The 26,840-nt window shown below is 36.5% G+C and carries 36 protein-coding genes; 25 read left to right on the forward strand and 11 right to left on the reverse strand.

The genetic code is table 11. From position 1 onward, the window contains the following. Positions 1-13: 13 nt before the first annotated feature. Together ACIQ38_RS07820 and ACIQ38_RS07825 are read left to right on the forward strand one after the other, a co-directional pair. The gene (locus ACIQ38_RS07820; RefSeq protein WP_402820516.1) at positions 14-577 is read left to right on the forward strand and encodes a ComE operon protein 2; all 564 of its coding nucleotides are present in this window, start codon (positions 14-16) and stop codon (positions 575-577) included. A gap of 68 nt (positions 578-645) precedes the next feature. Then, positions 646-2,862, forward strand: coding sequence for a DNA internalization-related competence protein ComEC/Rec2 (locus ACIQ38_RS07825; protein WP_402820519.1), 2,217 nt, complete (start codon positions 646-648; stop codon positions 2,860-2,862). A gap of 46 nt (positions 2,863-2,908) precedes the next feature. Here ACIQ38_RS07825 and ACIQ38_RS07830 read toward each other — a convergent pair whose 3' ends face one another. Further along, on the reverse strand, positions 2,909-3,043 hold the full coding sequence (locus tag ACIQ38_RS07830) for a YqzM family protein (protein ID WP_093266124.1): 135 nt from the start codon (positions 3,041-3,043) through the stop codon (positions 2,909-2,911). Between the two features lie 155 nt (positions 3,044-3,198). Here ACIQ38_RS07830 and holA point away from each other — a divergent pair, with 155 nt between their 5' ends. Further along, positions 3,199-4,203, forward strand: a complete 1,005-nt coding sequence (gene holA / locus ACIQ38_RS07835; RefSeq protein WP_402820523.1) for a DNA polymerase III subunit delta — start codon at positions 3,199-3,201, stop codon at positions 4,201-4,203. 322 nt (positions 4,204-4,525) lie between these two features. Here the strand turns inward: holA and rpsT are convergent, their stop codons facing one another. Then, positions 4,526-4,774 carry a 30S ribosomal protein S20 gene (rpsT, locus tag ACIQ38_RS07840; protein ID WP_142538269.1) on the reverse strand — a complete coding sequence of 83 codons (249 nt, stop codon included), beginning with the start codon at positions 4,772-4,774 and terminating at the stop codon, positions 4,526-4,528. 161 nt (positions 4,775-4,935) lie between these two features. Here rpsT and gpr point away from each other — a divergent pair, with 161 nt between their 5' ends. From gpr to lepA, 3 genes are all read left to right on the forward strand, one after another. Then, a complete protein-coding gene (gene gpr / locus ACIQ38_RS07845; protein ID WP_402820527.1) occupies positions 4,936-5,949 on the forward strand; it encodes a GPR endopeptidase in 1,014 nt (337 codons plus the stop codon). Between the two features lie 55 nt (positions 5,950-6,004). Beyond that, entirely contained in the window at positions 6,005-6,811 is an 807-nt protein-coding gene (gene spoIIP, locus ACIQ38_RS07850; protein WP_402820530.1) for a stage II sporulation protein P, read from the forward strand. Between the two features lie 311 nt (positions 6,812-7,122). After that, positions 7,123-8,952, forward strand: a complete 1,830-nt coding sequence (gene lepA, locus ACIQ38_RS07855) for a translation elongation factor 4 (protein WP_402820533.1) — start codon at positions 7,123-7,125, stop codon at positions 8,950-8,952. Between the two features lie 99 nt (positions 8,953-9,051). Here the strand turns inward: lepA and ACIQ38_RS07860 are convergent, their stop codons facing one another. The 3 genes from ACIQ38_RS07860 to ACIQ38_RS07870 all read right to left on the reverse strand — a co-directional run bounded on the left by ACIQ38_RS07860 (position 9,052) and on the right by ACIQ38_RS07870 (position 11,191). After that, on the reverse strand, positions 9,052-10,209 hold the full coding sequence (locus ACIQ38_RS07860) for a tyrosine-type recombinase/integrase (protein WP_402820536.1): 1,158 nt from the start codon (positions 10,207-10,209) through the stop codon (positions 9,052-9,054). A 98-nt stretch (positions 10,210-10,307) separates the two neighbouring features. Then, positions 10,308-10,748 carry an ImmA/IrrE family metallo-endopeptidase gene (locus ACIQ38_RS07865; RefSeq protein ID WP_402820539.1) on the reverse strand — a complete coding sequence of 147 codons (441 nt, stop codon included), beginning with the start codon at positions 10,746-10,748 and terminating at the stop codon, positions 10,308-10,310. A gap of 17 nt (positions 10,749-10,765) precedes the next feature. Continuing rightward, entirely contained in the window at positions 10,766-11,191 is a 426-nt protein-coding gene (locus tag ACIQ38_RS07870; RefSeq protein ID WP_402820542.1) for a helix-turn-helix domain-containing protein, read from the reverse strand. A 342-nt stretch (positions 11,192-11,533) separates the two neighbouring features. Between ACIQ38_RS07870 and ACIQ38_RS07875 the strand changes: the two genes are divergently transcribed. Continuing rightward, complete coding sequence (locus tag ACIQ38_RS07875) at positions 11,534-11,716, forward strand: helix-turn-helix transcriptional regulator (protein WP_402820545.1); 183 nt, start codon at positions 11,534-11,536, stop codon at positions 11,714-11,716. 17 nt (positions 11,717-11,733) lie between these two features. Then, complete coding sequence (locus ACIQ38_RS07880; protein WP_402820548.1) at positions 11,734-11,946, forward strand: helix-turn-helix domain-containing protein; 213 nt, start codon at positions 11,734-11,736, stop codon at positions 11,944-11,946. A 498-nt stretch (positions 11,947-12,444) separates the two neighbouring features. Here ACIQ38_RS07880 and ACIQ38_RS07885 read toward each other — a convergent pair whose 3' ends face one another. Then, on the reverse strand, positions 12,445-12,627 hold the full coding sequence (locus ACIQ38_RS07885) for a hypothetical protein (RefSeq protein ID WP_402820551.1): 183 nt from the start codon (positions 12,625-12,627) through the stop codon (positions 12,445-12,447). Positions 12,628-12,696: 69 nt separating this feature from the next. Between ACIQ38_RS07885 and ACIQ38_RS07890 the strand changes: the two genes are divergently transcribed. From ACIQ38_RS07890 to ACIQ38_RS07965, 16 genes are all read left to right on the forward strand, one after another. Then, on the forward strand, positions 12,697-13,431 hold the full coding sequence (locus ACIQ38_RS07890) for an antA/AntB antirepressor family protein (protein ID WP_402820554.1): 735 nt from the start codon (positions 12,697-12,699) through the stop codon (positions 13,429-13,431). Positions 13,432-13,434: 3 nt separating this feature from the next. Further along, a complete protein-coding gene (locus tag ACIQ38_RS07895) occupies positions 13,435-13,689 on the forward strand; it encodes a hypothetical protein (RefSeq protein ID WP_402820557.1) in 255 nt (84 codons plus the stop codon). A gap of 93 nt (positions 13,690-13,782) precedes the next feature. Continuing rightward, positions 13,783-15,777 carry a hypothetical protein gene (locus tag ACIQ38_RS07900; protein ID WP_402820560.1) on the forward strand — a complete coding sequence of 665 codons (1,995 nt, stop codon included), beginning with the start codon at positions 13,783-13,785 and terminating at the stop codon, positions 15,775-15,777. Between the two features lies 1 nt (position 15,778). Continuing rightward, a complete protein-coding gene (locus tag ACIQ38_RS07905; protein ID WP_402820563.1) occupies positions 15,779-16,024 on the forward strand; it encodes a hypothetical protein in 246 nt (81 codons plus the stop codon). Further along, positions 16,024-16,233, forward strand: coding sequence for a hypothetical protein (locus ACIQ38_RS07910; RefSeq protein ID WP_402820566.1), 210 nt, complete (start codon positions 16,024-16,026; stop codon positions 16,231-16,233). Before ACIQ38_RS07905 ends, ACIQ38_RS07910 begins: the two co-directional genes overlap by 1 nt. Further along, entirely contained in the window at positions 16,226-17,122 is an 897-nt protein-coding gene (locus ACIQ38_RS07915; protein WP_402820569.1) for a recombinase RecT, read from the forward strand. Before ACIQ38_RS07910 ends, ACIQ38_RS07915 begins: the two co-directional genes overlap by 8 nt. After that, complete coding sequence (locus tag ACIQ38_RS07920) at positions 17,122-17,823, forward strand: MBL fold metallo-hydrolase (RefSeq protein WP_402820572.1); 702 nt, start codon at positions 17,122-17,124, stop codon at positions 17,821-17,823. Before ACIQ38_RS07915 ends, ACIQ38_RS07920 begins: the two co-directional genes overlap by 1 nt. 14 nt (positions 17,824-17,837) lie before the next feature. Next, positions 17,838-18,815 (forward strand): Lin1244/Lin1753 domain-containing protein, encoded by a 978-nt coding sequence (locus ACIQ38_RS07925; RefSeq protein WP_402820575.1) that lies wholly within the window; start codon positions 17,838-17,840, stop codon positions 18,813-18,815. Next, positions 18,808-19,374, forward strand: a complete 567-nt coding sequence (locus ACIQ38_RS07930; protein WP_402820578.1) for a hypothetical protein — start codon at positions 18,808-18,810, stop codon at positions 19,372-19,374. Before ACIQ38_RS07925 ends, ACIQ38_RS07930 begins: the two co-directional genes overlap by 8 nt. After that, a complete protein-coding gene (locus tag ACIQ38_RS07935) occupies positions 19,371-19,538 on the forward strand; it encodes a hypothetical protein (RefSeq protein ID WP_402820581.1) in 168 nt (55 codons plus the stop codon). The genes ACIQ38_RS07930 and ACIQ38_RS07935 overlap by 4 nt, the downstream gene beginning before the upstream one ends. Positions 19,539-19,824: 286 nt before the next feature. Further along, positions 19,825-20,676 carry a hypothetical protein gene (locus ACIQ38_RS07940; RefSeq protein WP_402820584.1) on the forward strand — a complete coding sequence of 284 codons (852 nt, stop codon included), beginning with the start codon at positions 19,825-19,827 and terminating at the stop codon, positions 20,674-20,676. Next, on the forward strand, positions 20,673-21,290 hold the full coding sequence (locus tag ACIQ38_RS07945) for a dUTP diphosphatase (RefSeq protein ID WP_402820587.1): 618 nt from the start codon (positions 20,673-20,675) through the stop codon (positions 21,288-21,290). The genes ACIQ38_RS07940 and ACIQ38_RS07945 overlap by 4 nt, the downstream gene beginning before the upstream one ends. A gap of 13 nt (positions 21,291-21,303) precedes the next feature. Continuing rightward, entirely contained in the window at positions 21,304-21,477 is a 174-nt protein-coding gene (locus ACIQ38_RS07950; protein ID WP_402820590.1) for a hypothetical protein, read from the forward strand. Continuing rightward, positions 21,474-21,869: a replication terminator protein gene (locus ACIQ38_RS07955; RefSeq protein WP_402820594.1), complete on the forward strand. Its 396-nt coding sequence runs from the start codon at positions 21,474-21,476 to the stop codon at positions 21,867-21,869. Before ACIQ38_RS07950 ends, ACIQ38_RS07955 begins: the two co-directional genes overlap by 4 nt. 53 nt (positions 21,870-21,922) lie before the next feature. Then, complete coding sequence (locus tag ACIQ38_RS07960) at positions 21,923-22,633, forward strand: hypothetical protein (protein ID WP_402820597.1); 711 nt, start codon at positions 21,923-21,925, stop codon at positions 22,631-22,633. A gap of 43 nt (positions 22,634-22,676) precedes the next feature. After that, positions 22,677-23,108, forward strand: a complete 432-nt coding sequence (locus ACIQ38_RS07965; protein ID WP_402820600.1) for a DUF1064 domain-containing protein — start codon at positions 22,677-22,679, stop codon at positions 23,106-23,108. Positions 23,109-23,187: 79 nt separating this feature from the next. Here the strand turns inward: ACIQ38_RS07965 and ACIQ38_RS07970 are convergent, their stop codons facing one another. The 3 genes from ACIQ38_RS07970 to ACIQ38_RS07980 form a co-directional block, all read right to left on the reverse strand. Further along, the gene (locus tag ACIQ38_RS07970; protein ID WP_402820603.1) at positions 23,188-23,310 is read right to left on the reverse strand and encodes a YjcZ family sporulation protein; all 123 of its coding nucleotides are present in this window, start codon (positions 23,308-23,310) and stop codon (positions 23,188-23,190) included. Between the two features lie 295 nt (positions 23,311-23,605). Further along, positions 23,606-23,827 carry a hypothetical protein gene (locus ACIQ38_RS07975; protein ID WP_402820606.1) on the reverse strand — a complete coding sequence of 74 codons (222 nt, stop codon included), beginning with the start codon at positions 23,825-23,827 and terminating at the stop codon, positions 23,606-23,608. A 32-nt stretch (positions 23,828-23,859) separates the two neighbouring features. Further along, entirely contained in the window at positions 23,860-24,255 is a 396-nt protein-coding gene (locus ACIQ38_RS07980) for a DUF1259 domain-containing protein (protein ID WP_402820609.1), read from the reverse strand. Between the two features lie 114 nt (positions 24,256-24,369). Here ACIQ38_RS07980 and ACIQ38_RS07985 point away from each other — a divergent pair, with 114 nt between their 5' ends. Next, positions 24,370-25,617 (forward strand): DNA cytosine methyltransferase, encoded by a 1,248-nt coding sequence (locus tag ACIQ38_RS07985; RefSeq protein WP_402820612.1) that lies wholly within the window; start codon positions 24,370-24,372, stop codon positions 25,615-25,617. Positions 25,618-25,705: 88 nt separating this feature from the next. Here the strand turns inward: ACIQ38_RS07985 and ACIQ38_RS07990 are convergent, their stop codons facing one another. Further along, positions 25,706-26,131, reverse strand: coding sequence for a ferritin-like domain-containing protein (locus tag ACIQ38_RS07990; protein ID WP_402820615.1), 426 nt, complete (start codon positions 26,129-26,131; stop codon positions 25,706-25,708). A gap of 350 nt (positions 26,132-26,481) precedes the next feature. Beyond that, on the reverse strand, positions 26,482-26,655 hold the full coding sequence (locus tag ACIQ38_RS07995) for a hypothetical protein (protein WP_402820618.1): 174 nt from the start codon (positions 26,653-26,655) through the stop codon (positions 26,482-26,484). Between the last annotated feature and the right edge of the window lie 185 nt (positions 26,656-26,840).

Genomic DNA, 26,840 nt, shown 5'->3' on the forward strand with positions numbered 1-26,840 from the left:
TGGAGGTAGTTATATGGAGCGTATTACATGGGACCAATTTTTCATGGCACAAAGCCATTTACTTGCATTAAGAAGCACTTGTACAAGGTTAGCAGTAGGTGCAACAATCGTTCGAGATCGACGAATTATGGCAGGGGGCTATAATGGCTCTATTTCAGGTGGAGATCATTGTATCGATCATGGCTGTTACGTAGTAGATAATCATTGCGTGCGTACCATTCACGCAGAAATGAATGCATTATTACAATGTGCAAAATATGGTGTTTCGGTAAGTGGAGCAGATTTATATGTGACTCATTTCCCTTGTTTACCATGCACAAAATCGATTATTCAAGCAGGAATTGCTCGCCTTTACTATGCACAAGATTATAAAAACAATGAGTATGCAATTGAATTGCTAAAACAAGCGGGCGTAGAAGTGATTCAAGTCCCATTTGACGAGCGTAAAATCGACTTTTTAAGTGATGAAAAAGTTGCACTTTATATGGAATTGTTAACGAAGTTACGAGAGAAAGGAGCAAGTATCGAAGAATTGGCGCCATATGAAACGAAGGTGGCAGAATTATTCGGCGTATAACCATCCAAGGAAATCTTATTTATATAGCTTTCTCTGTTGTTATTGCTACGATTAGTGCTTTTGAATCTGTGAAACTATTACTGTTATTTGTCATCCTATTTTGTTGGCTAATGTACAAGCAAAAGCATTTTCTTTTTATCGTCGGAACAATTATCTTTGGTATTGTTTCTTATTTCTATGTGCAAACAGTTATGCCGATACAAGCAAATGAAATTCAAGTAAAGGAAATAACTTGGACCGATATTTACCGGATAAATGGGCAATATATACGTGGTTTTGCTATTTCAGAAGATGGTGAAAAATGGTATGTGCAACTTAAAATACGTACCGATAATGAAAAATATATACTTACGCAAACATCTGTTGCAGGTATGGTATTTCGTGTAGATGCCAAAGAAGTAGAGAAACGGCCAGTTTCTCATGCCTATGCTTTTGACATGAATTCCTATATAAAAAGTAACGGAGCTGTCGGCCAGATGGCAGTGGAAACATATCAAATCACACATCAAAAAAAGAATTTTATTACGTATATGGCAGAAAAGAGATTCTCGATGAAGCAGCATATACAAACTACGTTTCCAATGTCTTTACAAGCGGAAGCAGAAGCACTTTTAATCGGCAGTAGAGAGCAGATGCCTTCTGATATGCAAGATGCTTATCAAACACTAGGAATTACGCATTTATTTGCAATTTCAGGTCTTCATGTAGCTTTACTCGCATTGCTTGTATATGAATCGATGATACGAATCGGCATTCGAAGAGAAACGGCAAATTTAGTTTTAATAATTGCTCTTCCGCTTTATGCATTTATTGCTGGAGGAGCTCCATCTGTATGGAGATCTGTTTCCGTAACTGAGATGGTCTTACTAAGTTTATTGTTTCGAAAAAAACTCGTAATCGATGATGCATTTTCCTTAAGTATAATTGGTTTTGTGTTACTGACACCATGGGTTCTTTTTCAAATTGGTTTTCAATTATCGTATTTAGCCGCATTTTCGCTTATTTATTCGTCTATATTACTAAAAAAGAGTTCTTCATATATGATGCAATCTTTTGTTATTACAGCGTTGTGTCAATTAATTGTTTATCCGATTCTTCTATATCAATTTTATGAAATTTCCATTTCCTCATTTCTTGCAAATTTAGTTTTTGTTCCGCTGTTTTCTTTTATCATTTTACCTATAAACCTCTTTTTCTTATTACTTACCATTCTTTCTACTACGATTAGTCAAATTCTTTTCCAATTATATGAACCGCTACGAAGTTTATTGAGCGACTTTATCCTTTACTTAGGCGGACTACCTTTTCAAATGTGGAATCCCATGCAACCATCTTTATTGCTTGTCTTTATTGCTTATATAACGGTTATATTCTTTTTTATCTCGTTTGAACGACAGAAGTGGCTGATTTTAAGTGTCTTCCTTCTTTTATTGCCAATTTGTGCTATGCATGTTAGACCATATTTAGATTCATCGACGAAAATAACGTTTTTAAATGTTGGACAAGGAGATTGCATCGTGATTGAAATGCCTTATCGAAAAGAGGTAATTATGATTGATACAGGCGGGTTATTACGTTTTGAACAGGATGCTTGGAAAATGGGAAATGAAGTTTATGAAGTGGGAAGACAAATTGTTGTACCGTTTTTAAAAGGAAAAGGAATAACGAAAATAGACACTCTAGTTATTACCCATGCAGATGCAGATCATATGGAAGGTGCAGAGGAGATTCTACAGGAAATGCGCGTAGGTGAAATTCATATTACACCAGGATCTACTCATAAAGACGGCATGCAAGATTTGATGGAAGAAGTAAGGGAACAACAAATTCCTTTGATTGAAAAAGGAGCGGGAGAGCAAATAGATTCAAGTTATTTTCAGTTTCAATATATCTATCCGATGGATTCTATTTATGAAGGGAATAATGATTCACTTGTCTTATCTATGCAAAATCATTATTTTCATGGATTATTTATGGGGGATTTAGAAAAAGAAGGAGAGTTAGAATTAGTAAGTAGGTACAAAAGAACTTTGAAAGATATTGCGTTATTGAAAATAGGGCACCATGGAAGTAAAACTTCTAGTGAACAATCTTTTTTAGCCTTAACCAATCCGGACTTGGCTATCATAACTGCTGGGTTTAGGAATAGATTTGGCCATCCGCACCCTGATGTGGTAGAACGTTTAGACGCGCTGCAAATACCTTTTCTACAAACAGGCAGAGATGGCACAATTGAAGTGGAAATAACGAAAACAGGAGATATATTCGTGACAACTCCTAAATAACTAAAAAAAGATTTTGCCTAGTATAGACAAAATCCTTTTCTAGTGATTATCGAGAAACAAACTCAACAATTACTGCAATAGCGAACATAATGGTAAAAAATCCAAAGGAGACTACAAAACCTACGCCTGAGTCGATTGCGTCGTTACGCTTCGACTGTACATTTTGTTCAAATTCATTCATTACTACCCCTCCTATTTCCACCTAATTATATAGGATAGGCTATTAAAAATCTACATGGAATGTTTCTTTTCTCCTTACCTTCCGACAATGTCACAAATTATTCACCATTTTTAAGTTATAATAAAGGCAAACCAATAGCAGTAAGGAGATCTAAGATGATTTCAGAAAAGTGGATGCAAATAGCAAACAATGATTTGTCGAATGTGTATTTATTATACGGAACAGAAGCGTATTTTATAGAAGAGACATTAAAAAGATTAAAGAGACAATTAAATGAGCAAGGGGAAGTAGAAATAATAACCTTTGATATGGAAGAAAAAAGTGTAGACGAAGTAATGTATGAAGCGGATACAATTCCTTTTTTCTCGGATAAGAAGCTTGTCATTGCCAAGAATGCTTTCTTTTTAAAAGCAACGGAAAAAGGAAAAGAAAAAGTGATACACGATACAGTTAGTTTAGAAAAGTGGCTTCAAAGTCCTTCTCCAACCGCAATTGTCGTTTTTATCGCTCCTTATGAAAAGTTAGATGAGCGAAAAAAAATTACGAAAGCGATGAAGCAAACAGCTAACATTATTGAAGCAACTTCTTTACAAGCACATGATTTAAAAAGTTGGGTATTGCATGAACTGAAAGCACACGGCAAAACAATGTCCGAAGAAACAATTGAGCGTTTCATCGAATATGGCGGTACCGATTTAGTTCATTTACAAACAGAATTAGCTAAAATAGCGACATTTGTAGGAGAAACGGAAGAAATAGATACTGAAACAGTGAAAAAATTACTCGTTCGAACATTAGAACAAGATGTTTTTACACTTGGAAATGCTTATCTTGCGGGCAACAAAAGTGAAGCAATCGCCATTTACCATGATCTAATAAAGCAAAAAGAGGATCCCTTAAAGTTGAATGCATTGATTGCAACACAAGTGAGGTTAATGGTGCAAGTAGGTCATTTAAAGAAAAAAGGATATCATGCACAACAAATAGCAGGGATATTAAAAGTACATCCTTACCGAGTAAAATTGCTATTTGATAATCCGATATTGTATAACGAACAAAAACTATTGCAGACTTTAAATGATTTAGCGACAGTAGATTTGCAGTTAAAAACATTAAATATTAACCGGGGTCGTATATTAGAATTGTTTTTAATGAAATAATTAAAGACTGTTGATTAGTCAATTCTCACTTGTACTTTTCGTTTCGCTTTGGACGAGATGATCACTTAATCATTATTGGGGGAGTGTATCAGCGAAGTGACCGTAGATGCAATTTCGGTCACTCTATTGCTTTCTATCTTGCATCCCTTGCCCATCAAGAAGGTTCGGTTATTATGTAAAACTTGTTCCGTTCAAGGTAATCCGCAAGCACTTATATAAAAGCACCAAACGTACTTTGACAATATTAAATAGCAATTTATGAAACTAATACTTGTGAAAATAAATAAAGACTGACCGGATAAACCGGCCAGTCTTATTTAAATTACGCTTTTTTCATTAATTGAGCTTTCTTGCGAGTAGCTGCGTTTTTATGAATTAAACCTTTAGAAGCTGCTTTCTCCAATTGTTGGATTGCAGATTTAATAAGTTCTTTTGCGTTTTCGTCATTGTTAAGTGCAGCATTGTCCGCTTTTTTTACAGCAGTACGCATTGCAGATTTAGCAGTAGCGTTTTGAGCGTTCAAAGTTGCGTTTTTCTTAACACGTTTGATTGCAGATTTAATATTTGGCATACCTTTCACCTCCTAAAATGGTCTCGAGATGATACATTTCTTTGTTGAAACTGTCTAATACAACAAGCATTATTTTAACAAACGCAAAAACAAATTGCAATATATAAATGCAAAGAATATTTACTTGACACATCGACCAAACTAATTTTGAGGTGAAAACTATGTGGGGACGAACAGATTTAATAGATGAATCGGATGAAATGGTCAAACATCGCACCAAAAAAGAAAAGGACGCTTTAGAAGAATCAGAAGGCGTAAAATTCGATGAAAGCCGTGAAGGAGCAGTATTAGTCACATCCATTGAAATTGATGAAAATGGCGAAAAGGAAATAGGAAAGAAAAAAGGAAAGTATATAACATTAACGGATCTAACCGTTAACCCGAATGATGAACAAAGTTTTCAACATTTAGAACGAATATTCATTGAAAAACTAAGAGAAATGCATGAAAACATTCAACTAACCAAGTCTTCCAAAATATTGATCATTGGACTTGGTAATGCAACCATTACACCAGATGCTATTGGTCCAAAAGCAATTGAGTTTCTACAAAATACATCTTTAACCTACTCCGAACAAGTCAAGGTCGTTATGTACGCACCGGGTGTAACTGGACAAACGGGATTTGAAACGAGTGATTTCGTAGAGGCAATCAGTAACGCATTTAAGCCAGATTTAATCATTGTACTAGATGCACTTGCTGCAAGAAATAGCGAAAGGCTTTGTAAAACAATCCAACTCACTAACACAGGCATACATCCTGGGTCAGGCGTTGGAAATCAACGAAAAGAAATTTCAGAGGAAGCTTATGGGGTACCAGTTACAGCAATTGGAATACCGATGGTTGTAGATGGACCGGTCTTATATGCGGATGCAATGGAGCAAGTGATTCATTACATCGCTTCGAAAATTGAAGAAAAAGGACGCCCTTCTTCCGCATTAGCAGTAACTCCGATGGTCTCTAATAAGCAAACGACTATTGATAAAACAGTATTACAACCGATTTTTGGCGAATGGGTTACGTGGCCAAAAGAAGAAAAAAGAAAATTGTTTGAAGAAGTTTTTGTTGGTAAGAATCCTTCTTTATTTGTAACACCAAAAGAAACGGATGCATGGGTGGAGCATTATGCTTACTTACTTTCTAACGGTTTAGAAACATGGATTACTAGTAGATGATGTCGTTCTAAAATTCCACTTTTCCACATACGATTGTGTGAGGAGAGTGGAATATATGGCTAAATCCCTGAAGAATTTAACAAGCATTTTAATCCTTTTATTTTTGGCACCTATCATTATCGCTACTGTCCAAACACCTCTTTTTACGACCCAACCTGAACAAGTGGAAGAAAAGAAAACAGAGGAAATCCCGGTAGTGTATGCGGCCCAATTAGAAAAAAATCCAGTTGTTCAAGAAGTAGTAACGGAGCCGAAAAAAGCATTTGTTTACTTTACTCATTCGCAAGAAGCGTATCAACCAATTCTTGCTGCCAAAGGTGAAAAAATCGCTATTTACCATCCGATAAGTAATATTACGACATTTCAAGACCAAATAAATGCCCAATTTGCATTTCATCAATTGGAAGCAACTTTTTTAGAAAATTACAATAAGAAAGAAATGGATGATTACAATTCAATACGTCCATTAGTACAACAAGCAATCGGTCAAAATGAATATGATGTCATTTTAGATATTCATAGAGACTCCGCTCGAGCAAATGTAACGACACTTAAAAATGGCGAAGAAAGCTATGCTAGATTTATATTCGTTATTGGAGGAGAGCACCCTAACTTTAGATGGAATGAGCAAATGGCACAAAATCTCTCTAACCAATTAAATAAATTAGTACCTGGGATTTCGCGTGGAATATTACTAAAAGAAGGTAAAGGAGTAGACGGTGTTTACAATCAGGACCTTGCCAAAAATTTACTCAATGTGGAACTCGGGGGCATTGATAATACCGAACAAGAAATTAATCGTTCGATTGCAATCCTAGCAAAAGCATTGTCTAATATGTTAAATGAACAGTTACCATCTTAAGTATACTGTCTTTTTTGCAAATAATAATTTGGATATTATAACGATAAGAAACAGTTATTCCTAATATTCTATAGTACAAGAAAGAGATGAAGCGTATTATTAATGCTTGATCTCTTTTTGTGTGGAAAGCATTCACAGTAGATTGTGTTATGTCCGGGTTTTTGATAAGATTAAAATCTGGCAAAAAATAATTTATTTTAACTTTTAACCAATAAAATTATTGAAAATGTACATACAGATGCAATAGTAATATTTCTTAAACAATTCTTTATCTGTTATAATGCAAGTAGTTTAATTAGGAGTGAACAAGTATGAACCATGAAGAGAGATTAGAACGACAGAAAAAAATACGTAACTTTTCCATTATCGCGCATATTGACCACGGGAAGTCAACGCTTGCTGACCGTATATTAGAAAAAACACAAACAGTGACATCAAGAGAAATGCAAAGCCAATTACTCGATTCGATGGATCTAGAGCGTGAACGCGGGATTACGATAAAATTGAATGCTGTTCAATTGACATATAATGCAAAAGATGGAGAAGAATATATTTTCCACTTAATCGATACACCTGGACATGTCGATTTTACGTATGAAGTATCAAGAAGTTTGGCCGCTTGTGAGGGAGCAATACTTGTAGTAGATGCTGCACAAGGAATCGAAGCACAAACACTAGCTAACGTATATTTAGCATTAGATAATGACTTGGAAATACTTCCAGTTGTCAATAAAATTGATTTACCTGCTGCTGATCCAGAGCGAGTGAAAAAAGAAGTGGAAGAAGTAATCGGACTAGATGCTTCGGAAGCAGTGCACGCTTCAGCAAAAGCAGGAATTGGTATAGAAGAAATATTAGAACAAGTTGTAGCAAAAGTTCCTGCACCTACTGGAGATCCTTCAGCGCCGCTAAAAGCGCTTATATTTGACTCTTTATTTGATCCTTACCGCGGAGTAATTGTTTATATTCGCATTATGGAAGGTACAGTAAAACCTGGAGACAAGATTAAAATGATGTCTTCTGGGAAAGAATTCGAAGTTGTAGAAACTGGTGTATTCACGCCGAAAGCAACCATGCGTGAAGAACTAACAGTCGGGGATGTTGGATTTTTAACTGCATCAATGAAGCATGTAGGAGACTCGAGTGTAGGGGATACGATTACATTAGCATCGAACCCAGCACAAGAAGCACTTCCGGGATATCGCAAAATGAATCCAATGGTATTCTGTGGTTTGTATCCAATCGATAACTCTAAATATGTGGATTTACGAGATGCGCTTGAAAAATTAGAGTTAAATGACTCGGCTCTAGAGTTTGAACCGGAAACTTCTCAAGCACTAGGATTTGGGTACCGTTGTGGTTTCTTAGGATTACTTCATATGGAAATTATTCAAGAACGTATTGAACGTGAATTTAAAATCGATTTAATCACGACTGCACCTAGTGTTATTTACGATGTAAAGTTAACAAGTGGCGAAACAATTAAAGTCGATAACCCTTCCATGATGCCAGAAGTGCAAAAGGTCGATAAAATTGAAGAACCATATGTAAAGGCTTCAATTATGGTCCCTGAAGACTATGTTGGTTCTGTTATGGAGCTTTGTCAGCGTAAACGTGGTAACTTTATCACGATGGATTATTTATCATCCGCTCGTGTGAATATTATTTATGAAATTCCATTATCGGAAATTGTATACGATTTCTTTGATGCATTAAAATCTAGTACAAAAGGATATGCCTCTTTTGATTATGAATTAATCGGATACAAAGAGTCGAAACTAGTGAAAATGGATATTCTACTTAATAGTGAGAAAGTGGATGCCCTCAGCTTTATCGTGCATAAAGACTTTGCTTACGAACGTGGGAAAGTGATTGTTGAGAAGCTAAAAGCGCTAATCCCAAGACAACAATTTGAAGTACCGGTACAAGCTGCGATCGGTCAAAAAATTGTCGCTCGTTCGACGATTAAATCGATCGGTAAGAACGTATTAGCAAAATGTTACGGTGGAGATATTTCGCGTAAACGTAAACTTCTTGAAAAACAAAAAGAAGGTAAAAAACGTATGAAACAAGTAGGTTCTGTAGAAGTTCCTCAAGAAGCATTCATGGCAGTTCTGAAAATGGACGAGCCAAATAAATAAGTGATACCAAGACTCTAAGTGGTGTTTCTGGTATTTATGATTATAAAATAAGGTGGAAAATCCACCCTCTTGCCACCGCTTTTAAAGTTAGGTGGCAAGTTATAAATCTTGCATGAACATATCCATGACATTTGCAGCGTTTCGTTGCATTTTTTCAGTAAGGTGAACATAACGATCTTCTGTAATGGAAGCTCGACTATGACCCAAAATCTTTTGAACAGTTTTTACTGGCAATCCATTTTCAATTAATTTGGTTGCAAGAGTATGGCGTAAAGAATGATAATTAAATTTAATATTAATTTTTTGTGATATTGTGCGTGTGTGATATTTGATTATGGATGGCGTGAGAGGTTGTCCATTTTCTTTCACACATACACGATCACTTTTAATATAATGTTTGCCATATTTCAATTTATTTTGTTTCTGTCGTAACTTTTCCTTTTTTAATATATCCAATAAACTATCTCCAACTGCAATTGTTCGATAACCAGCTTTTGATTTTAAACTTGAGGGAACCCACTTAGTAGTTCCATCATCTTGTTTTTCTCCAATTAATTGTTGATCGATTTCAATTGTTTTTTCTTCAAAGTCTATCTTCGACCATTCAAGCCCACATGTCTCACCAACTCGTAGTCCAATATTAAGCCCTATGTGGAAGGGAATATAAAAGTCGTTGTCTTCTTTTATATTTTTATTTAACTTTTTTAGATTTTCATTTGATTGTATCTTTAAATCCTCTTTTGTTGCCTTTCTAGGTGTATCCATCATCAACTCGACATATTGCATAGGATTCTCGTTAATGTACTTATAAGGGTACACTGCATGTCTAAGAGCCTTGTTTAAAATACCCATCATAATTGTTATAGTTTGTCTTGCAAACCCTTCACGAACTTTTTCATTCACAAACATTTGCAACACTTCAGGGGTTAGTGATTTTAATTTATATTTTCCGAGCGCAGGATTTATATGCAAACGTATAGTTGTTTCGTAATTATATTGCGTATTTAGCTTCAATTTTAATTCTACATATTCTTTCATCCAATAATTTAAATAATCGTGTAGGGTTATTTCTGATGGTTTAAAGACCATACCTACATTTTCATATTCTAATATTTTTCTACGCAGTACTGTTTGTGCTTCTGACTTCGTTTGAGCACCTTCTGCTAAACGTTCAATTTTCTTGCGTTTTCCGTCAACATTCCCTAAATCAAAGTAGTAGTACCAAGAACCGCTTCTTTTTCTTACTCCGCCTTTCAAAAAGCTTCACTCCTTTAAAATTATTCATTTTTTGAGACACATCGAAAATCAAATATAAGCAACACCTCCTTTAATGGGTACATATGTTCTTTTTCGGGTTAAATTTTTTTACCATCTATGTTTTTTAGGTTTACGAGTTCCTCTGGAACTCCTTTTTCTTTAATTTCATCATAGATGGTAAAAGATGAATCATTGGTAAAAAATAAATCATCAGGTACTAATAACTCGACAGCAAATGTATTAGCTTCTATTTCTAATTTATCTGTAGAAAATAGAGTTTTCTTTTTTAAAAATGCAGTATTTTCTTCTGTATGTAAAATAGCATGTCCAAGTTCGTGGGCGCACGTAAAATACTGTTTTTGAAAGGATAAAAACTCGTTGATATGGATAACTTTAATACGGTGAGATTTACTATAGTAGCCGTATGTGGATCCTAATGGTTCATAAACAATCATTATTCCTAGTAGATTAGCCAGCATAAAAGGATTCGTCGTACCAAATTTTTTAATTAATTGTTCTACAATCTTTTTAACATCCATTGAAATGTCACCGCACTTTATTTTCTGTATTTCTTAGGTGTAAACTTCTGTTTTGCCATTCGTTTAGTTAATCGCAATGTATTTTCCCAGGAAGCTATTAGCAATTCTCTATCCTCATCGTCCAAATCATCTAATATTCTCCCATCAAAGGCAGCAAATGCGCCGTCTACGTCATCACCATCAATTATTTTTTTGAGTTCTTTTTGTATATCTTGTTCATCTTTATCTGTTAAATCATAGTAGCGCTTTCTATCAGTTCGACCTAATAAATAATCAGTACTTACATCAAAGTAATCAGCTACTTTTTCTAATGTTTCTGTTTTCGGAGAAACATTATCCCATCTCCTAATTTGCCCATTAGAAATACCTATTCTTCTTTCTACTTCGGCAAATGTTACTTTTTTCTCTTCACATAGGCTTTTTATTTTTTTCACCAAACTCACTAATATCAACCTTTCGAGAGCCTATGAAAATCAATATTAACTTTTTAGTCATTTTATGTTGACTAATGACTTTTAAGTCAGTATACTATGTTCATAAGCAGATTAGTTAGCTAAAAATAAGTACAAAAAATACGACCTATTAAAACACATTTCTACGTTGGGGAACGGTTTAAATGTAATGTTTGAAGGCTTTTTAAAGTCTTATTTAGCTATGACTTGATATTAGCATTAAAGTCATTTTGGGTCAATACAATTAGCAAATAATTTAGCTTATTTTTTTACAATGCGCTGTGATACCGAGCCAATGACGGTATGAGTATTTAAAGAGAAGGGGGTTAACCGATGTCTGAAGACTTAGGACTGCAAGTAAGAAGTGAACTTTTTAAACGGAACATGAAACAGAAAGAGCTTGCTGATTTAGTGGGGATTTCAGAAGCATATTTATCTGATATTATCCGCGGACGTAGAGATGGCCAAAAAGCGCAAGAACACATTAAACATATTCGAAAAATTTTAAATATCTAATGAGGAGGGCGTAAAAAATGCCTGAGTTGCTAGAAGTTGCAGAAATAGCGAAATTATTAAAGTGCAACAAAGCATTCGTATACAAACTGATAAAAAGTGGTCACTTAAAAGGTTTAAAGCTTGGACGAATGAAAGTTTCAACGATTGAACTGGAAGATTTCATACGCCGTAATGTTGGTATGGATTTAACGGATTTGGATGATGTTAAGGCTTTAGAGGTGACTAGATGAACCTTTATAGAAAACTAAACTTCTATTTCTTCGGTTCTTCAAGAATTCACTGGACTGACGCCCTTTACTTCTACGGCACATTCACAGCAATCACAAGTGTATGTATAGCGATTTTCATCTGGTCTAAGTAACAACATCAACAACCATCACACCCAGCAATAAATATTCGAAGAGCGGAGTATGCCAAGACGGACCGATTAAATCCCGAGCGACAGCATTAGCCAACGCCAAGACTCGAATCTTTACTGGTGGGTGTGAGAGAGAAGAGAGGTGAGGTTGATAAATTACGAGTGTACAAGATGTAGAAATACAGAACATCCAACCGGGGCTAACTACTGTAAGATTTGTGGGAAGAAAATTGAAAGGAGCGAGATGGATGGAAAAGATTTTGAGCAATCTTAACAGATCATTAGAAATTATGGAGTTTTGTAAAAACAAGGGATGGAGAATAGAAGAAATTGCTGGAACAATTGAACTTCTACACTCCGAGATTAACCGTTACTCTTCAGTAGTTGAAATTCCTGCTTTGGAAACAGTTGAAAAGTAAAGTTCATAAACAGTTGCAACGTTTTCAGCTTTAATATGAGAGGCTGAAATGTTATTGCTTGAAGCTCTTGCATTTAAATGCCCTAAATAGGCTTTTGTAAGTTCTAGAGCGATTTCTTTATCGGTTAAAGTCATTCTTCACACCTCCTTCTCTAACACAATTCGACAGAGAAGGAAAAATACCTACTAAAAGGAGGAAGGAAAATGAATCATTTAATTTCAACTCAAAACAATGACCAAGGAGAAATCATTGTAAGCGGTCGTGAGCTTCATGAATTTTTGGGAGTTGGTACTCAGTATACGAAATGGTTTGAACGCATGAGTGAATATGGATTTATCAAAAACACAGACTATGTATTGGTTAGTCAGAAAAGACCGACCAATAATCCTAAGAATCCGTTTACTGATTATACAGACCATCACATCAAACTAGACATGGCGAAAGAAGTCGCAATGATCCAACGAACTGATAAAGGCAAAGAAGCAAGACAATATTTCCTTCAAGTCGAAAAAGCCTGGAACAGTCCGGAAATGATTATCAAGCGGGCAATGCAAATACAAGATAGAAAAATCATTGAACTTCAAACCCAAATTCAAGAGGACAAAAGATACACCGATTTCGGAAGAGTGGTTGAAACGAGCGAAGCTACAGTAAGTATCGGTGCTTTCGTGAAAATCATATTCGACAAACACAGCATTAATATAGGTCGAAACAAAATGTTCGACTGGCTACGTGACAAAGGATATCTGATTAAAAGTGGTCGTGAGAAAAACAATCCGAAACAGCAATACATTGAGCAAGGCTTATTCGAGTTAAGACCTACCATAGTCAAACGGACGGAGGGAGATGTTCAAACACATACGACGTTGATAACAGGAAAAGGTCAAATCAAGCTCACAGAAATTCTGCTAAATGAATTTAAAGGAAAGGTGGTGTGATAGATGCAAGGAGATATTCAACAATTAGCAGCAATGGTTGGGATAGTAGCTAAATCAGCGGAAGGTATGGAAGGTGTAATATCAATCGATATTTACAACAAGAAACACGTGGTAATTCATCTGACATTAAAAGAGTTTCTTTCTGTTTTTAAGGAATACGAAAGAAAGCACTTGACTGATACCGATGATGAAATTTTTGTGGTCATCAATGGCGTAAAGCTTATGGCCCTTGTAGAAAAGGAAAATGAACAAAATTAAAACCCGTTGCGCCAACAACAGGTTCGGGTCCTTACACAATAATCTAATAACAGTGTATACGAGGACCCTCTTAAATGTCAAAGGAGGAAGACAATGAAAAACGTAAAGCTGCTATCTATGAACCTTGAAAACTTTAAAGGAGTTAAGAATTTTTCTCTTATAACGAATGGTGAAAGTGTCCGTATTTTTGGAGACAACGCAACAGGGAAAACTTCTCTTTTTGATGCTTTTTTATGGCTGTTATTCGATAAGGATTCACAAAATAAAAAGGATTTCGCAATAAAGTCACTGGATACTACCGGAGAAGAATCACACAATCTAAACCACACAGTTGAAGCTGTATTCGAAATCGATGGTTCAGAGGTAATTTTGAAGAAAGTTTACTTCGAGGATTGGGTTCAAAAGCGAGGATCTGCTAACAAAGAATTCAGTGGTCACAAGACCAAGTATTACATCGATGAAGTACCAAAGAAAAAGAAAGAATACATGGATTTCGTTGCTGAAATTGTTGAGGAAGAGATATTCAAGCTAATCACTAGCCCAACGTATTTTAACGAACAAATCAAATGGCAGGACCGACGTAAGTTGCTTATCGATATATGTGGAGACATTTCGGACGAGGATGTATTTGCATCGGATAATCAATTGAAAGGCTTAGAGCTAATCCTTAAAAGTCGCTCGCTTGAAGATCACAAAAAAGTGATTGCAGAACGTCGAAAAGCAATAAATGACGACCTTCGAATGATACCAGCGAGAATAGATGAAATTAACAAATCGATTCCGGAAGAAGCTGTCGATATTGAGCGAATTCGCTACGATCTAAATGATATCGAAACACAAATCGATGAAAACAAAACACTAATTAACAATATTCAAAATGGACAAGCTTTGCAGTCCAAGGAATTGGAATTGAAGAAAGCAGAGAATGACTTAGAAACGGTAAAGCGTACGTTTGAATCGGATTCAAAAGATAAGTTATATCAGCTGCAAGCGAAATTACAAGAAGAACAAGGAAATCTTAAAATCCTTGATATGAAAGCGGCCGAACACAATCGTGCTAATGAATATGCAAATAACAATATCAAGCGCATTGAAGAAGATTTAGTTAAGTTGCGTAGCGATTGGACTGAGATTAATAGTAGCCAGTTCCAACATGTTGATGCATGCGTTTGCCCAACTTGCGAGCAAGACTTACCAGTTGATCAAGTAGAAGCTGCACGTCAAAAAGCTATGGAATCATTCAACACAAAAAAGGCTAACGATTTGTTGGAAATCGATAGCAAAGGTAAATCATATGCTCACAAAAAACAACAGTTCTTGGATGAAATCCAAAAGCACACATCAAATCTTGAAAAAACCGAGGGTATTCGAAGTGAGAAAACAAAACAAATAGAGAAACTTAATAGTGATATAGATTCGCTAAAAAGTAGTTTAAAAGATGTTTCCGAATCACCCGAATACAACAAGTTTATGAACCTAAGACAAGCTTTAGAACAAGAAATTTCAACTATCAAAAATCAGTCCGTTCAAGCTACACAAGATATAAAAGATGCCAACATACAACTGGAAGTTAAAAAGCGTGAACTGAATGCAGAAATAGCGAAGCATGCTAACGTTGATAATTTAAAAGTTCGTATAGCGGAGTATGAGGATCAAGAAGAAATGCTTACGAAAGAATATCAAAAGCTTGAGCACCAATTATTCCTAACAGAAGAATTTATTCGTAGAAAAATAGAGTTACTTACTGAAAAAATCAACTCCAAGTTTAAATTGGCTCGTTTCAAACTATTTGATAACCAAATTAACGGTGGTTTAAACGAAGTTTGTGAAACGACTTATTCAGGCGTTCCATATAGCTCACTTAATAACGCAATGCGAATCAATGTTGGGTTAGATATCATCGAAACACTTTCTAGTCATTTCGGAATCGTAGCTCCAATATTCGTGGACAACGCGGAGGCCGTTACTAAGCTCAATGCCATAGATGCCCAGATTGTTAGTTTGGTAGTTTCAGAGCAAGACAAGATCTTGCGAGTGGAAACAAACGATAATGACGACCAAATGGTCTTGAACATGGAGGTTGTGTGACATGCCTGAAACAGTAGAGATAAAAGTGGAATCTTATCAGGATGGAGACGGTTGCTCGCGTGAGCGCCTTCTAATCGATGGTGATGACGTGATGTATGTCGGTCCACTTTGGGAATGTCCTGAAGATGCAACTCTTGAACGCGATTTAGTAGGACCGAGCGATTTCGTACGTCTTTTTGAAAGACTAATCAAAGAGCATAACGGAAAGAAAATCAAATTCGAGTATGAAGAAGTGGAGGAATTCTGATGGCTGAATTTGTAGTGCGTGAAATAAAAGAGGTGGTTACAGAAGCATTGGTAGTTGCTAAAGATGGAAAAGGTGCTCTCGATCAGTTCAGAAGAAATCAGCATAACAAAAATGAAGCCACTGTATTTGTAACATCTATTACCGAGGAATATCATTCCACGGTTAAAGAAAAACAAACACTTTATTTGGAGGTAGATATTAATGACTAATCAAAATCAATCAGTAGCACTTATCCAAAAGGATATTACAGATGACGTTAATAAAAGTTTAGTTAGGTTGCAAGAAGAAGGTTTAGTTTTACCTCCTAACTACAACTACAGCAACGCCCTAAAGAGTGCGTTCTTTGCACTAAGTAACAGCTCAAGCGGAAATCTATTAAGTGTTTGCTCTAAAGCATCCGTAGCCAACGCATTACTAGATATGGTGACACAAGGGTTAAGTCCAGCTAAAACGCAATGCTATTTCATCAAGTATGGCGATACATGTAAATTAAATCGCTCTTACTTCGGAACACAAGTGGTATTAAAGCGTTTGTCCAACGTAAAAGACATTTGGGCAAACGTGATATTCCAAGGTGATGAATTTGTTTACGAAATAGAAGATGGACGTGACAAATTTGTGAGCCATGGCACTAAATTTGAGAACAGAGATAACAAAATATTAGGTGCTTATGCAATTGTCAAAACGACTGATGATGAATTGCTGCTAACAGTTATGACAAGGAAAGAAATCGATACCGCATGGAGTCAAGGAAAGACAAAAAATGTGCAAGACAAATTCCCACAAGAAATGGCGAAGCGTACTGTAATCAACCGTGCAGCTAAAGCATTTATTAACTCGAGTGATGATAGTGACTTATTAATAGAATCGATAAATAACACAACTGAAAATGAGTATGAAAACCAAGAAAGAAAAGAAATCAATCCAGAAGCTGAAATTCAACAGAATGCCAATACAGAAGAATTGGATATCAAGCCGGACAAGCCAATCATCGATATGCCTGTTGAAGATGCTGTTACTGAACCAGAGCCTGTTCCAGTGGAAGAACCGGTCCAAGAAGAAAAACAACAAATCGTAGACAACGGACCTGCTTGGTAATGATTGAGATTCAAACATTAGCTACAGGAAGTACAGGAAACGCCTACTACGTGACGGATGGGGTAACACCCATCTTGATCGAGTGCGGTATCTCGTTTAAGAAGATACAACGGAAATTAAACTATCAAACTACCGATATTGCTGCTTGTTTAGTAACGCATGAGCATAAAGATCATTGCGCTGGATTAAGTGGAGTCTTAAAAGCAGGAATCAGATGCTACATGTCTCCAGGAACTAAAGATGCGATCGGTATCAATCACCATCGAATTAAGTCAGTGGAAAACAAAAAGCAATTCACTATTGGTACTTGGACCATATTGCCCTTCGATGTACAACATGATGTAGCTGAGCCGTTCGGTTTCCTATTGGTAAATCAAGAAGGGGAAAAGCTTCTTTTTGCTACCGACACGTATTACATCAAATATCGATTCAGTGGTATTACTCATTTGATGATTGAATGTAACTACTGTCAATCTGTCTTGGATCTTAACGAACAGACTGGCCGTATTCATCCTTCGATGCGAAAGCGTGTCATGCAGTCGCATTTCAGTATGGAGAATGTGCTCGAATTTTTGAAAGCCAACGATCTATCCAAGCTTCAAGAAATATGGTTGCTGCATCTTTCAGATACTAATAGTGATGAGTTTCTAATAAGACAAGAGGTTGCTAGAGCTACAGGAAAATTGATTCATATTCCATGACAGGAGGAAGTGTAATGGCAAGACCTAGAAAGCAGGGGCTGGATTACTTTCCACTTGATGTAGATATCGACCAAGATGACAAAATCCAGTTGGTCGAAGCCGTACATGGACCAGTCGGGTTTGCAATAGTAATCAAATTATTAATGCGCATTTATAAAGACGGTTATTACTCTAAGTGGACAGAAACAGAACAATTACTCTTCTCGAAGAGAGTTAATGTTGACATTAATATCATTAATGAATGCATTAATGATTGCGTTAAGTGGGATTTATTCGATAAGAGCATATTCGAAAACCATGAGGTTCTTACATCCAACGGCATACAAACGAGATTTCTAGAAGCCGTAGGACGTAGGCAAAAGGTTGAAATTGTGCAAGAATATCTACTTTTGGAGTTTGAGGACATTAAAGTATACAAAAACCTATCAATTAAAAGTATTAATGCAGACATTAACTCAATTGATGTAAACATTAATCCCCAAAGTAAAGTAAAGCATAGTAAAGAAAAGAATAGTAAAGAACAACATACAAAAATAGATGAAGTTGTTGCTGATGAATTATCTAAAAAAAATAATGAAATGAATGACAAAGAGTTTGCTAAACTATCTCAATTTTATTTAGAAAATATTGGTCCATTGACCCCACACATCGGTGAGGAGTTAGGACACATGTTTGATAATCATCCAAACGAGTTAATTTTAGAAGCACTAAAAAAAGCACTGGAAGCAAATGCAACTAACAAAATTCGATATACAAATTCTATTTTGATTAACTGGAAAAACCAATTGTTAAAAACATTGGATGATGTTAAAGCAGCTGATCAACGTAGAACGAATTCATTTAATACACCCAAAAATACTAGGGTTGAGCCAGTACCTGAATGGTTTGGAAAGAAAGACTATCCAATGGAACCAACTCCAGATGATTTTGATATTGCAGCTGAAAGAGAGAAATTAATGAAAGAATTGGGGAGGCTGAACAATAATGACTGAAAAAGTTATGTTAACGCGGGAACAGGCTGATGGAATTGAACATTTGAAGAAAAGAAAGTTTTCCGATGAAAGTATTATCGGTGCGCACGTAAGGAACCCGAATGGATGGCTTCTAGACGAGAATGCAGCCCTCAACAGAATGCCGTTGATCAGACTTGTGGATGCACTACGTAGCGGTTATGAAGTAGAACCGAAATACCAGGTCCGTGATTGGGTGGTGTATCGGAGTTTTGACGCAGGAAATGTCATTGTGAAAATTATTGATATTCAATATGTTCATTCTAGAGTTCAATTTGAAACCTTATCCGGTTGGAAAGCTATTCGTGATATTGAACGTCACGCTACTCCTGAAGAAATCAAATCCGAAAAAGAGCGGCGCTTATGGAAGTCGATTGGACGTAAGGTTGGTAAATTCCATAATGGGGATTTTGGTATCTCATACGATGGAGAACATCCTGATTTTGTTCCGAGACTTATAGATTTACATTCCGAAGGCAAACTTTTAGGTTTCTACCCAGCTGAATCCTTTATCAGTTTCGAGGAGGTCGATTCCGAATGATCGGCAAAGTAATCAATATCCAGCAGGAATCGAAAATACAATATCTTATCCAACAGTTAAATGCAAAAGGGATATACAAAGGTCCAAAGGGAGAACAGTTGCATTCGATGAACTATTTTTCTCTTGTGAGTTTGCTAGCTGTAAAAAGGGCGGTGGAGTCCTAATGTGGAATCGTGAAGGCTACACAAATACCAAGTCCAAGTCTTTGGATGAGCTTAAACGAGACGCCCGGCTTATAAACGTCATAACCTCCCAAGATGCGACTTTAAAAGATCAACACCAAATTGCTTTCGTAGTTTCGAAGACTCGCGGTTTCGAAGATTATAAGAAAGTGAGAAGGCATGAAACAGTTTCTAAGAATCCTAGATTGAAGTTAACTGCATACAGCGAGGACCTATTATCAACAATGTTTGGAGGTTGGTAAAAGTGACTCCAAGAGAACGGAAAAGGTTGAATGTGGAACGAGCCAAACTGAGAGGTTACCGTAACCGATTGGCGTTACTGAAAGACACTGTCCCTAACATAAATGAACTTTGGCAGGACAATACAAAAATCATGGAGTTTTTCGAAAGTGGGAAAGCTGCTGAATTTGAGGCCCGTTTAACCATAAAACATGGTAAACCAATTGATAAAGTAAGAAAACCATTGAAAGTGGAAACGAAATTGACGCCGAAGCTTTTCAAAGACCTAAAAGCTAAAGGGATAAACGATAAGATCATCAGAGCTGACTTCGGACTGAATATTAATCAATTGGTTGCTTGGAAGAAAGCAAACGGGCTGACAGGTTTGAATTTACAAGGTGGTAAACCTTCCGACAAAAAGAAAACTGATAAAGGGGATGTCGAAGTGGCGAAAGCAACAGTTGAAGCGAAGTTAGATGGAATGGCAGAACTACAAAACGTAATCCAAGAAGCGAAAATTCAGATTGAAGGACTTGAACAGGAAAAACGGGACGCTCTGAACCTTGTCGAAGAGCATAAAGAACAATTGCATGCATCAAACCTCAAAATTCGACAATTAGAAGCAAGTTTAGAACAAATGAGTGGAAAAGTATCTAAGTATATTGAAACCGCTGAAATCGCAAATAAAGGAGAAAAACAAGCTATCACTGAATTGCTTAACTTCAAAGAGGATTATCGTAAGTTGGAAGTTGATTATCTCAACAAATCTGGTGAGCTTACTAGAGTAAAAGAAATGCTTGAAAAGTTGAAATACACCAGTCAAATAAATGTATGGCTCATGAAACAACATGTTGGATTTGTGGAACAGGCGGACGAGATGGCGGAGGTGTTTGGTCGATGAATCTTGCAAAGCTTTTTGAAACTCAAAGAGTACTCGATGAACGAATCATGGAGAAACACCCAGAACTTAGAGGGCAGGAAAATTTGGATTGGAAAATACTCGCTTTACAAGTGGAACTTGGTGAGTGCGCTAATGAGTGGCGAGGATTTAAGAGGTGGAGTAATGACCAAGAGTCACGAACTTCTGTAAGATGTCCAAGATGTAGTGGTGAAGGGACATATGCAGCTCATTACATTGGTGGATATAACCAAGTGGACTGTAGTTTTTGTAACGCTACTGGTTCTGTACGAAATCCACTTCTTGAAGAATATGTAGACTGCTTGCATTTCATCTTGTCGATTGGTTTGGAATTAAACATCCAAAATCACTATGCGGATGAAGTTAACTTTAATATCGGTTCTAGAACAAAGAAAACTTATCCAATAAAAGAATTCAAAAATATGTTTATGAAAATCGCAATTTTTGTCGCCCTACCTTTAGAGAAGGAATACACAAATCTGCTAAGTGCATTTACAACTTTGGGTGACTCTTTAGGTTTTGCGGAAGAACAAATAGAAAATGCTTACTTTGAAAAAAACGCAGTTAATCACGAACGACAAGCTAATGGCTACTAGGATGTGATCCACATTGTTAATTACTACGCTTTTCAAATTTACAGACCGCCATAGTTTAGTAGTTTGTGGACACATGACCAAGCAAGAGATTGCCAGTTTAAAAGCGGAAGGTTGGAGAATAGAGCAACCAAACGTTAATAAAAACGGTATTCCCGTAAAAAAACAAATTAGGAGGAAAAAATCATGAAACAAATCATCGATCTAAATTCATTCGCAAGCGGGGCTTTAGCTGAAAAAGTAAACATTGAGTTACAAAAGGCTTTGGATAACATTGCGGATCCGAACACGGACCACAAGAAAGCTAGAAAGGTAGCTGTAACCATTACATTAAAAGCCAATGAAAAACGAAATCTTGCAAATGTGATTATTGATACAAAATCAACACTTGTTCCAGCTGTAGGAGTCGAAACGGAATTAATCATCGATTACACAGCAGATGGATCCGTGACTGGCGCGGAACTAAAAAGCGGGATACCTGGACAAGCATTCATTAGTGACGATGGAGAAATTTTAGACGACAAAGGCCAACCACTTCCTGCAGAAGAACCGACGAGCAAAAAAGTGGTTCAGTTTAAATAAAATCTATTAATCTATCAAACCAAAAAACTATAAACCGAAAAGAGGAAAATTTAATGTTAAAAGAATTCACTCAGTATGTATTAGATCTAGTACGCCCGGAGCTTGTTGAAACGGGGGGGAACACGTATTCAACACGTCAACTAAACCGCTTGAATGTAGAGCATGACGTGAATGCAATTAATGTTCGTAGCTTATCTGGTCTTGTCGATTATGTGAAATCGAACTTTGACCATGAACGTCCTGTGATGATTCATGTAGAGTCACCAACAAAAGTGAATGTGTTTGATTCTCTGAATGATGTGAATGACCGTCGTACTTATGTTAAAGCTGCGGCACTTCTTCCGACCATTACTTTTGAGCAATTTGTAGACCGGGAGAAATTCCAAATCATGCTGCAGGCTTGCTTCGTACCAAACGAACATCGATCGACTGTCATTAAGCTTGTTAGTTCGATTGTTGAAGACAATAGCATTACAACTACTGATGATGGGTTAAGTCAGCGAGTAACTGCAAAAACAGGTGTAGCTTCAGTAGGTAATGTGGAATTGCCAAACCCTGTAGCTTTAAAGCCATTCCGTACCTTTGCAGAAGTACCGCAACCGGAGTCTGAATTTGTACTTCGACTTAAAGAAGGCGGTCGTGTTGGATTATTTGAAGCTGATGGTGGCGCTTGGGAGTTAAATGCAATGGCAAACATTGCAACTTATCTTGAAGAAGCTTTAGCAGAAGAAATCCATAATAAAAAAGTATACATCATCGACTAATTATGAGGGGCCTCGTGCCCCTTTCATTATAAGGAGTGGCAACATGGTAGAGACAAAGACCAAATATAACAGTAAAAAAATTGAATTGGATGGGCATGTATTTGACTCGAAGGCAGAGGCCAAATATTACGAATTATTGAAGTTACAGCAGGAACAAGAAAAGATATTATTCTTTCGTTTGCAACCACGGTACGAATTACAAGAAAGTTTTAGAAAAGACGGGAAGTTACATCGGAAAATTGAATATGTTGCAGACTTTGAAGTCCATCATCTAAACGGTTCCATCGAGACTATAGATGTTAAAGGATTCGAAACATCCGACTTTGCAATAAAAAGAAAGCTCTTTGAAAAGAAGTATCCGCACAAACTTTCCGTTCTTGCGTTCAGCCAAATAGATGGCGGTTGGATCGAAACAGATAAGTTGAAAAAGGCTAAACGGAAACGTAAAAAAGAAAAGGAGCTAGCGACGAAATAGAATATCTACCTGTACAGAGTTGAAAAGACAGGTCGAAAACCTGTCTCAGAAAGTGCTCTAGTTTAGGAATTCATTGTCATTAACAATAACCGCCGCCGCCGTAACTTAAGAAACTTGCGCCTATAATAATCAAAAGAATAAAAAGGACAATAATTAAAGCGAATCCTGAACCGTTTCCGTAACCACCAACCGCTTGACGCATATAGTACACCTCCTATATTTGGGATAGTTCATCCTATGTCGATAATGGATGTTGATCTAATTCATTTATTTGGTTTTAAGTAGATATTTTAAAACCACTGGAGGTACAGACAGGGCGGAACAATGAACCTTCAGTTACAAATAGCGTATTCAGAATGTAAAAACATACTAGGGCATTTAACTAAGAAAAAAATGATCGGATTAGATTTTGCCGCAACGCAGAAGAACTGAAATTGCAGTAAAAAAAATAGACCTTTCTCAAGGTCTAGTAAGTTGAACATCAAAATAATAATAGTTTATATGAGCTTTTTTAATTCTTCAAGTTCAGTTGTTAAATATTCAATTTGCTTTTGCATTTTGTCTATCTCAATCTTTTTATTTGACGCTTCTAGAGCCATAACCAATGCATCAGCCGAAATTGAATCACCAATCTTTTTTATCAATTTTCCAATATCTAGGAGTTCGGTTATGTAACCTTCGAAATTTGGATTTGACTTATTTTGTTCGTTATTACTCATCATTGACCTCCTGTAAAAGATAATAATCTCACCTATTTTTGCCTTAACACGCTAAAAGCTTCAGAAAACTTATGAGCAAAAGATAATGGTGGCTCTACTGATTGAAAGTGGACATATAGAATAATTGGATTGGTAAAAATCCAGTGATTATGAATAGCACTGACGATTAATCCGTTTTTTGTAAGAGCGTCAACAAATAGGGGTAATTCTTCTTGAAGGACGACTACTTCTGCAAGGTTGAGTGCATTACCTTGAAAATCGAGTGACTCAAATGTTATACCGGCTGGAAGCGCACTTTTACTTACGCGGTCCTGGATGGTTAAGTGAAAGTTGCGTCCTATTTCTACAGAGCAAACGCCTTGTTCCATTTTAGGCTTTCCTTTTACAATTTGAGCGATTTGATGACAGAGATTCTGCAAGTATTCCATTTAAAAACACCTCTGTTTTATCTTATGCGTATAAAGAATTGTTTATGATGCAGTTGTGTTTGTGTTTTTTTTATTGAACAGTACGTAGAAAAAGCGAAGTGAGGAGGAGAAATCTTGCAACAGTTAGATTTATTCAGAGAAATAATCGTAGACAACTTTGCTGGCGGTGGCGGTGCGAGTACAGGAATTGAAATGGCTACAGGGTTAAGTGTAGATATTGCTATCAATCATGATCCTGCAGCTATCGCTATGCACAAGTTGAACCATCCTGACACAGAACATTATTGCGAGTCTGTTTGGGACGTGGATCCTGTTAAAGCGGTTCGGGGTCGCAAAGTTGGATTAGCTTGGTTTAGTCCAGATTGTACACATCATTCAAAAGCTAAAGGTGGAAAACCTGTAAAACAAGAAATTCGTGGGCTTGCTTGGATTGCAGTTAAGTGGGCTTTAGCAGTAAAGCCTAGAGTAATAATGCTTGAAAATGTGGAGGAATTTAAAGACTGGGGACCAATTGAAAACGGTAAACCGGTAAAGGAATTGAAGGGAGCGACTTTTAATAGTTTTGTAAAAGCATTGCAATCCTTAGGATATGAGGTTGATTTTCGTGAACTAACAGCATGTGATTATGGAGCGCCTACCATTCGTAAACGATTCTTTATGATTGCTAGATGCGATGGGAAACAAATTACATGGCCGAAACCAACCCACGGGGATCCGGAAAGTCCAGCTGTTCAATTAGGAAAATCAAAGCCTTGGCGAGCTTCCAACGAAATCATTGATTGGAGTATAGGTGTACCTTCTATTTTCGATCGTAAGAAGCCATTGGTACCTAATACGCTGAAACGAATTCAGAAAGGGCTAGAACGCTTTGTAATAAATACCGACAAGCCGTTCATGGTACCGGATGAACATAAAGCAGCCTTTCTTATTAGTTACTATACAGAGCAAAGTGTGAAAGAAGTACGTGGACTTTCCCTTGATACGCCACTTCATACGATTACTGCAGGTGGAAATCGTTTTGGTCTTGTAACTGCTTTCCTAACTAAATATTACGGACAGAGTACAGCCCAAGGATTAAATGAACCTTTGCACACGATAACTACAAAAGACCGCTTTGCACTAACGGCAGTTAGAACAAACGGCTATAAAATAATTGATATCGGATTACGTATGTTACAACCGCATGAATTATTTGCTGGACAAGGTTTCCCATCCAACTATCAGCACCCTGGGACAAAATCGGAACAAATCAAACGAGTTGGAAATAGCGTTCCTCCACCATTTGCAGATGCCCTTGTAAGAGCTAATTTGCCAGAAATGAGTGTTGAAAATTCAAGATATAAAGTGGCTGTCGGGAATTAGGTAGCTGCACAGTTCGTAGAAACGTTGCAGTAGAAACACGATATGAAGTAGCAAAAGCCGACATAATCGTCGGCAAGCCACTACACAATCACTGCTTGTTCATAAAATATAAAAACCAAACTGCATGATTTTGTTCATCAGCTGAGGCACGTGTAAAAGCGTCTCTAACAATTGGGTTATCGGTATTTCTCGCGATATCGTGATAGAAGTCAACGGTCTCCTGTTCATCTATGAATGAAGCGAGTACTCCATTTCTATAATCGGCAGGACATTGTCTTGTGATTTTAGGAGAAGGTTGCTTTCCGGTTAATGAAATATAAAGATACCAAAAGGTTTCGTAGTGTCTGATTTCATCATTTCGGATTTCAAGTATGCGTTTTTTTATCTCGTCGTTTTGAACCTGGTTCGCTAATAGCTCATAGCAAGAAATTGCTGTGTACTCACCATCAATTGCTTTCAAAATATCATTTAATACTTCTGTATTCGTAGAAGTCTGCATGGAATTTTGATTCACTCTTTTTTCACCTCCAGTCTTAATGTATGAGTAAACCTAATTTTATGGACCTTGTCTGATAAGAACGTAATTCATGTTACGCTTTTCGTGTGAAAAAATCGGATAAAGGAGGAACAATATTTGAATTAGTAAAAGCTAAAAATACATTTAAATTACGAAGTACTGTTGAAAATTTTAAAGAATCGTTAATTGAATTTTTATCTAAACAGTGTTGTGGAAAAGAAGTACATGCAGCTTACTTTGAACGGAAAATAAGGTTTCAGTGAAAAACTAGTTGCACAGTACGTAGATTAGGTGTAGTTATGTGAAAGAGAAAAAAATGCAAGTAGGAAATAATCCCACTTGCTCTGCTATTTATTAATTGTTGAGGAAACACTCCAACGCATTGATGGAATAATATTTTTGTTTAACAGCTTGGCAAACTTTAATGCTTCCTCTTTATCTGAAAATGTTTTATCCACTTGGCTGTTTGATGACTTTAAAACCTCTGCTGTTCCGTTTATATTTCGTGTAATTACGAACATGGCACAACTCCTAGTTCAGATATCAAAAATGAGTTCTTGCAAGTATATTGTCACATATTGTCTAAAAATTCTAAATAGTTTTATGTGAAATGAAATGTATTTGTAAATATTCGTCCTTTTATTAGGAATAATATCTATTCTTTACAACAAGAAATTAGAAAAAGCACGATGTAAACGGTACAAAT

Origin of the sequence: Psychrobacillus sp. NPDC096389 (genome assembly GCF_044762855.1) — a bacterium.
GTDB lineage: Bacteria > Bacillota > Bacilli > Bacillales_A > Planococcaceae > Psychrobacillus.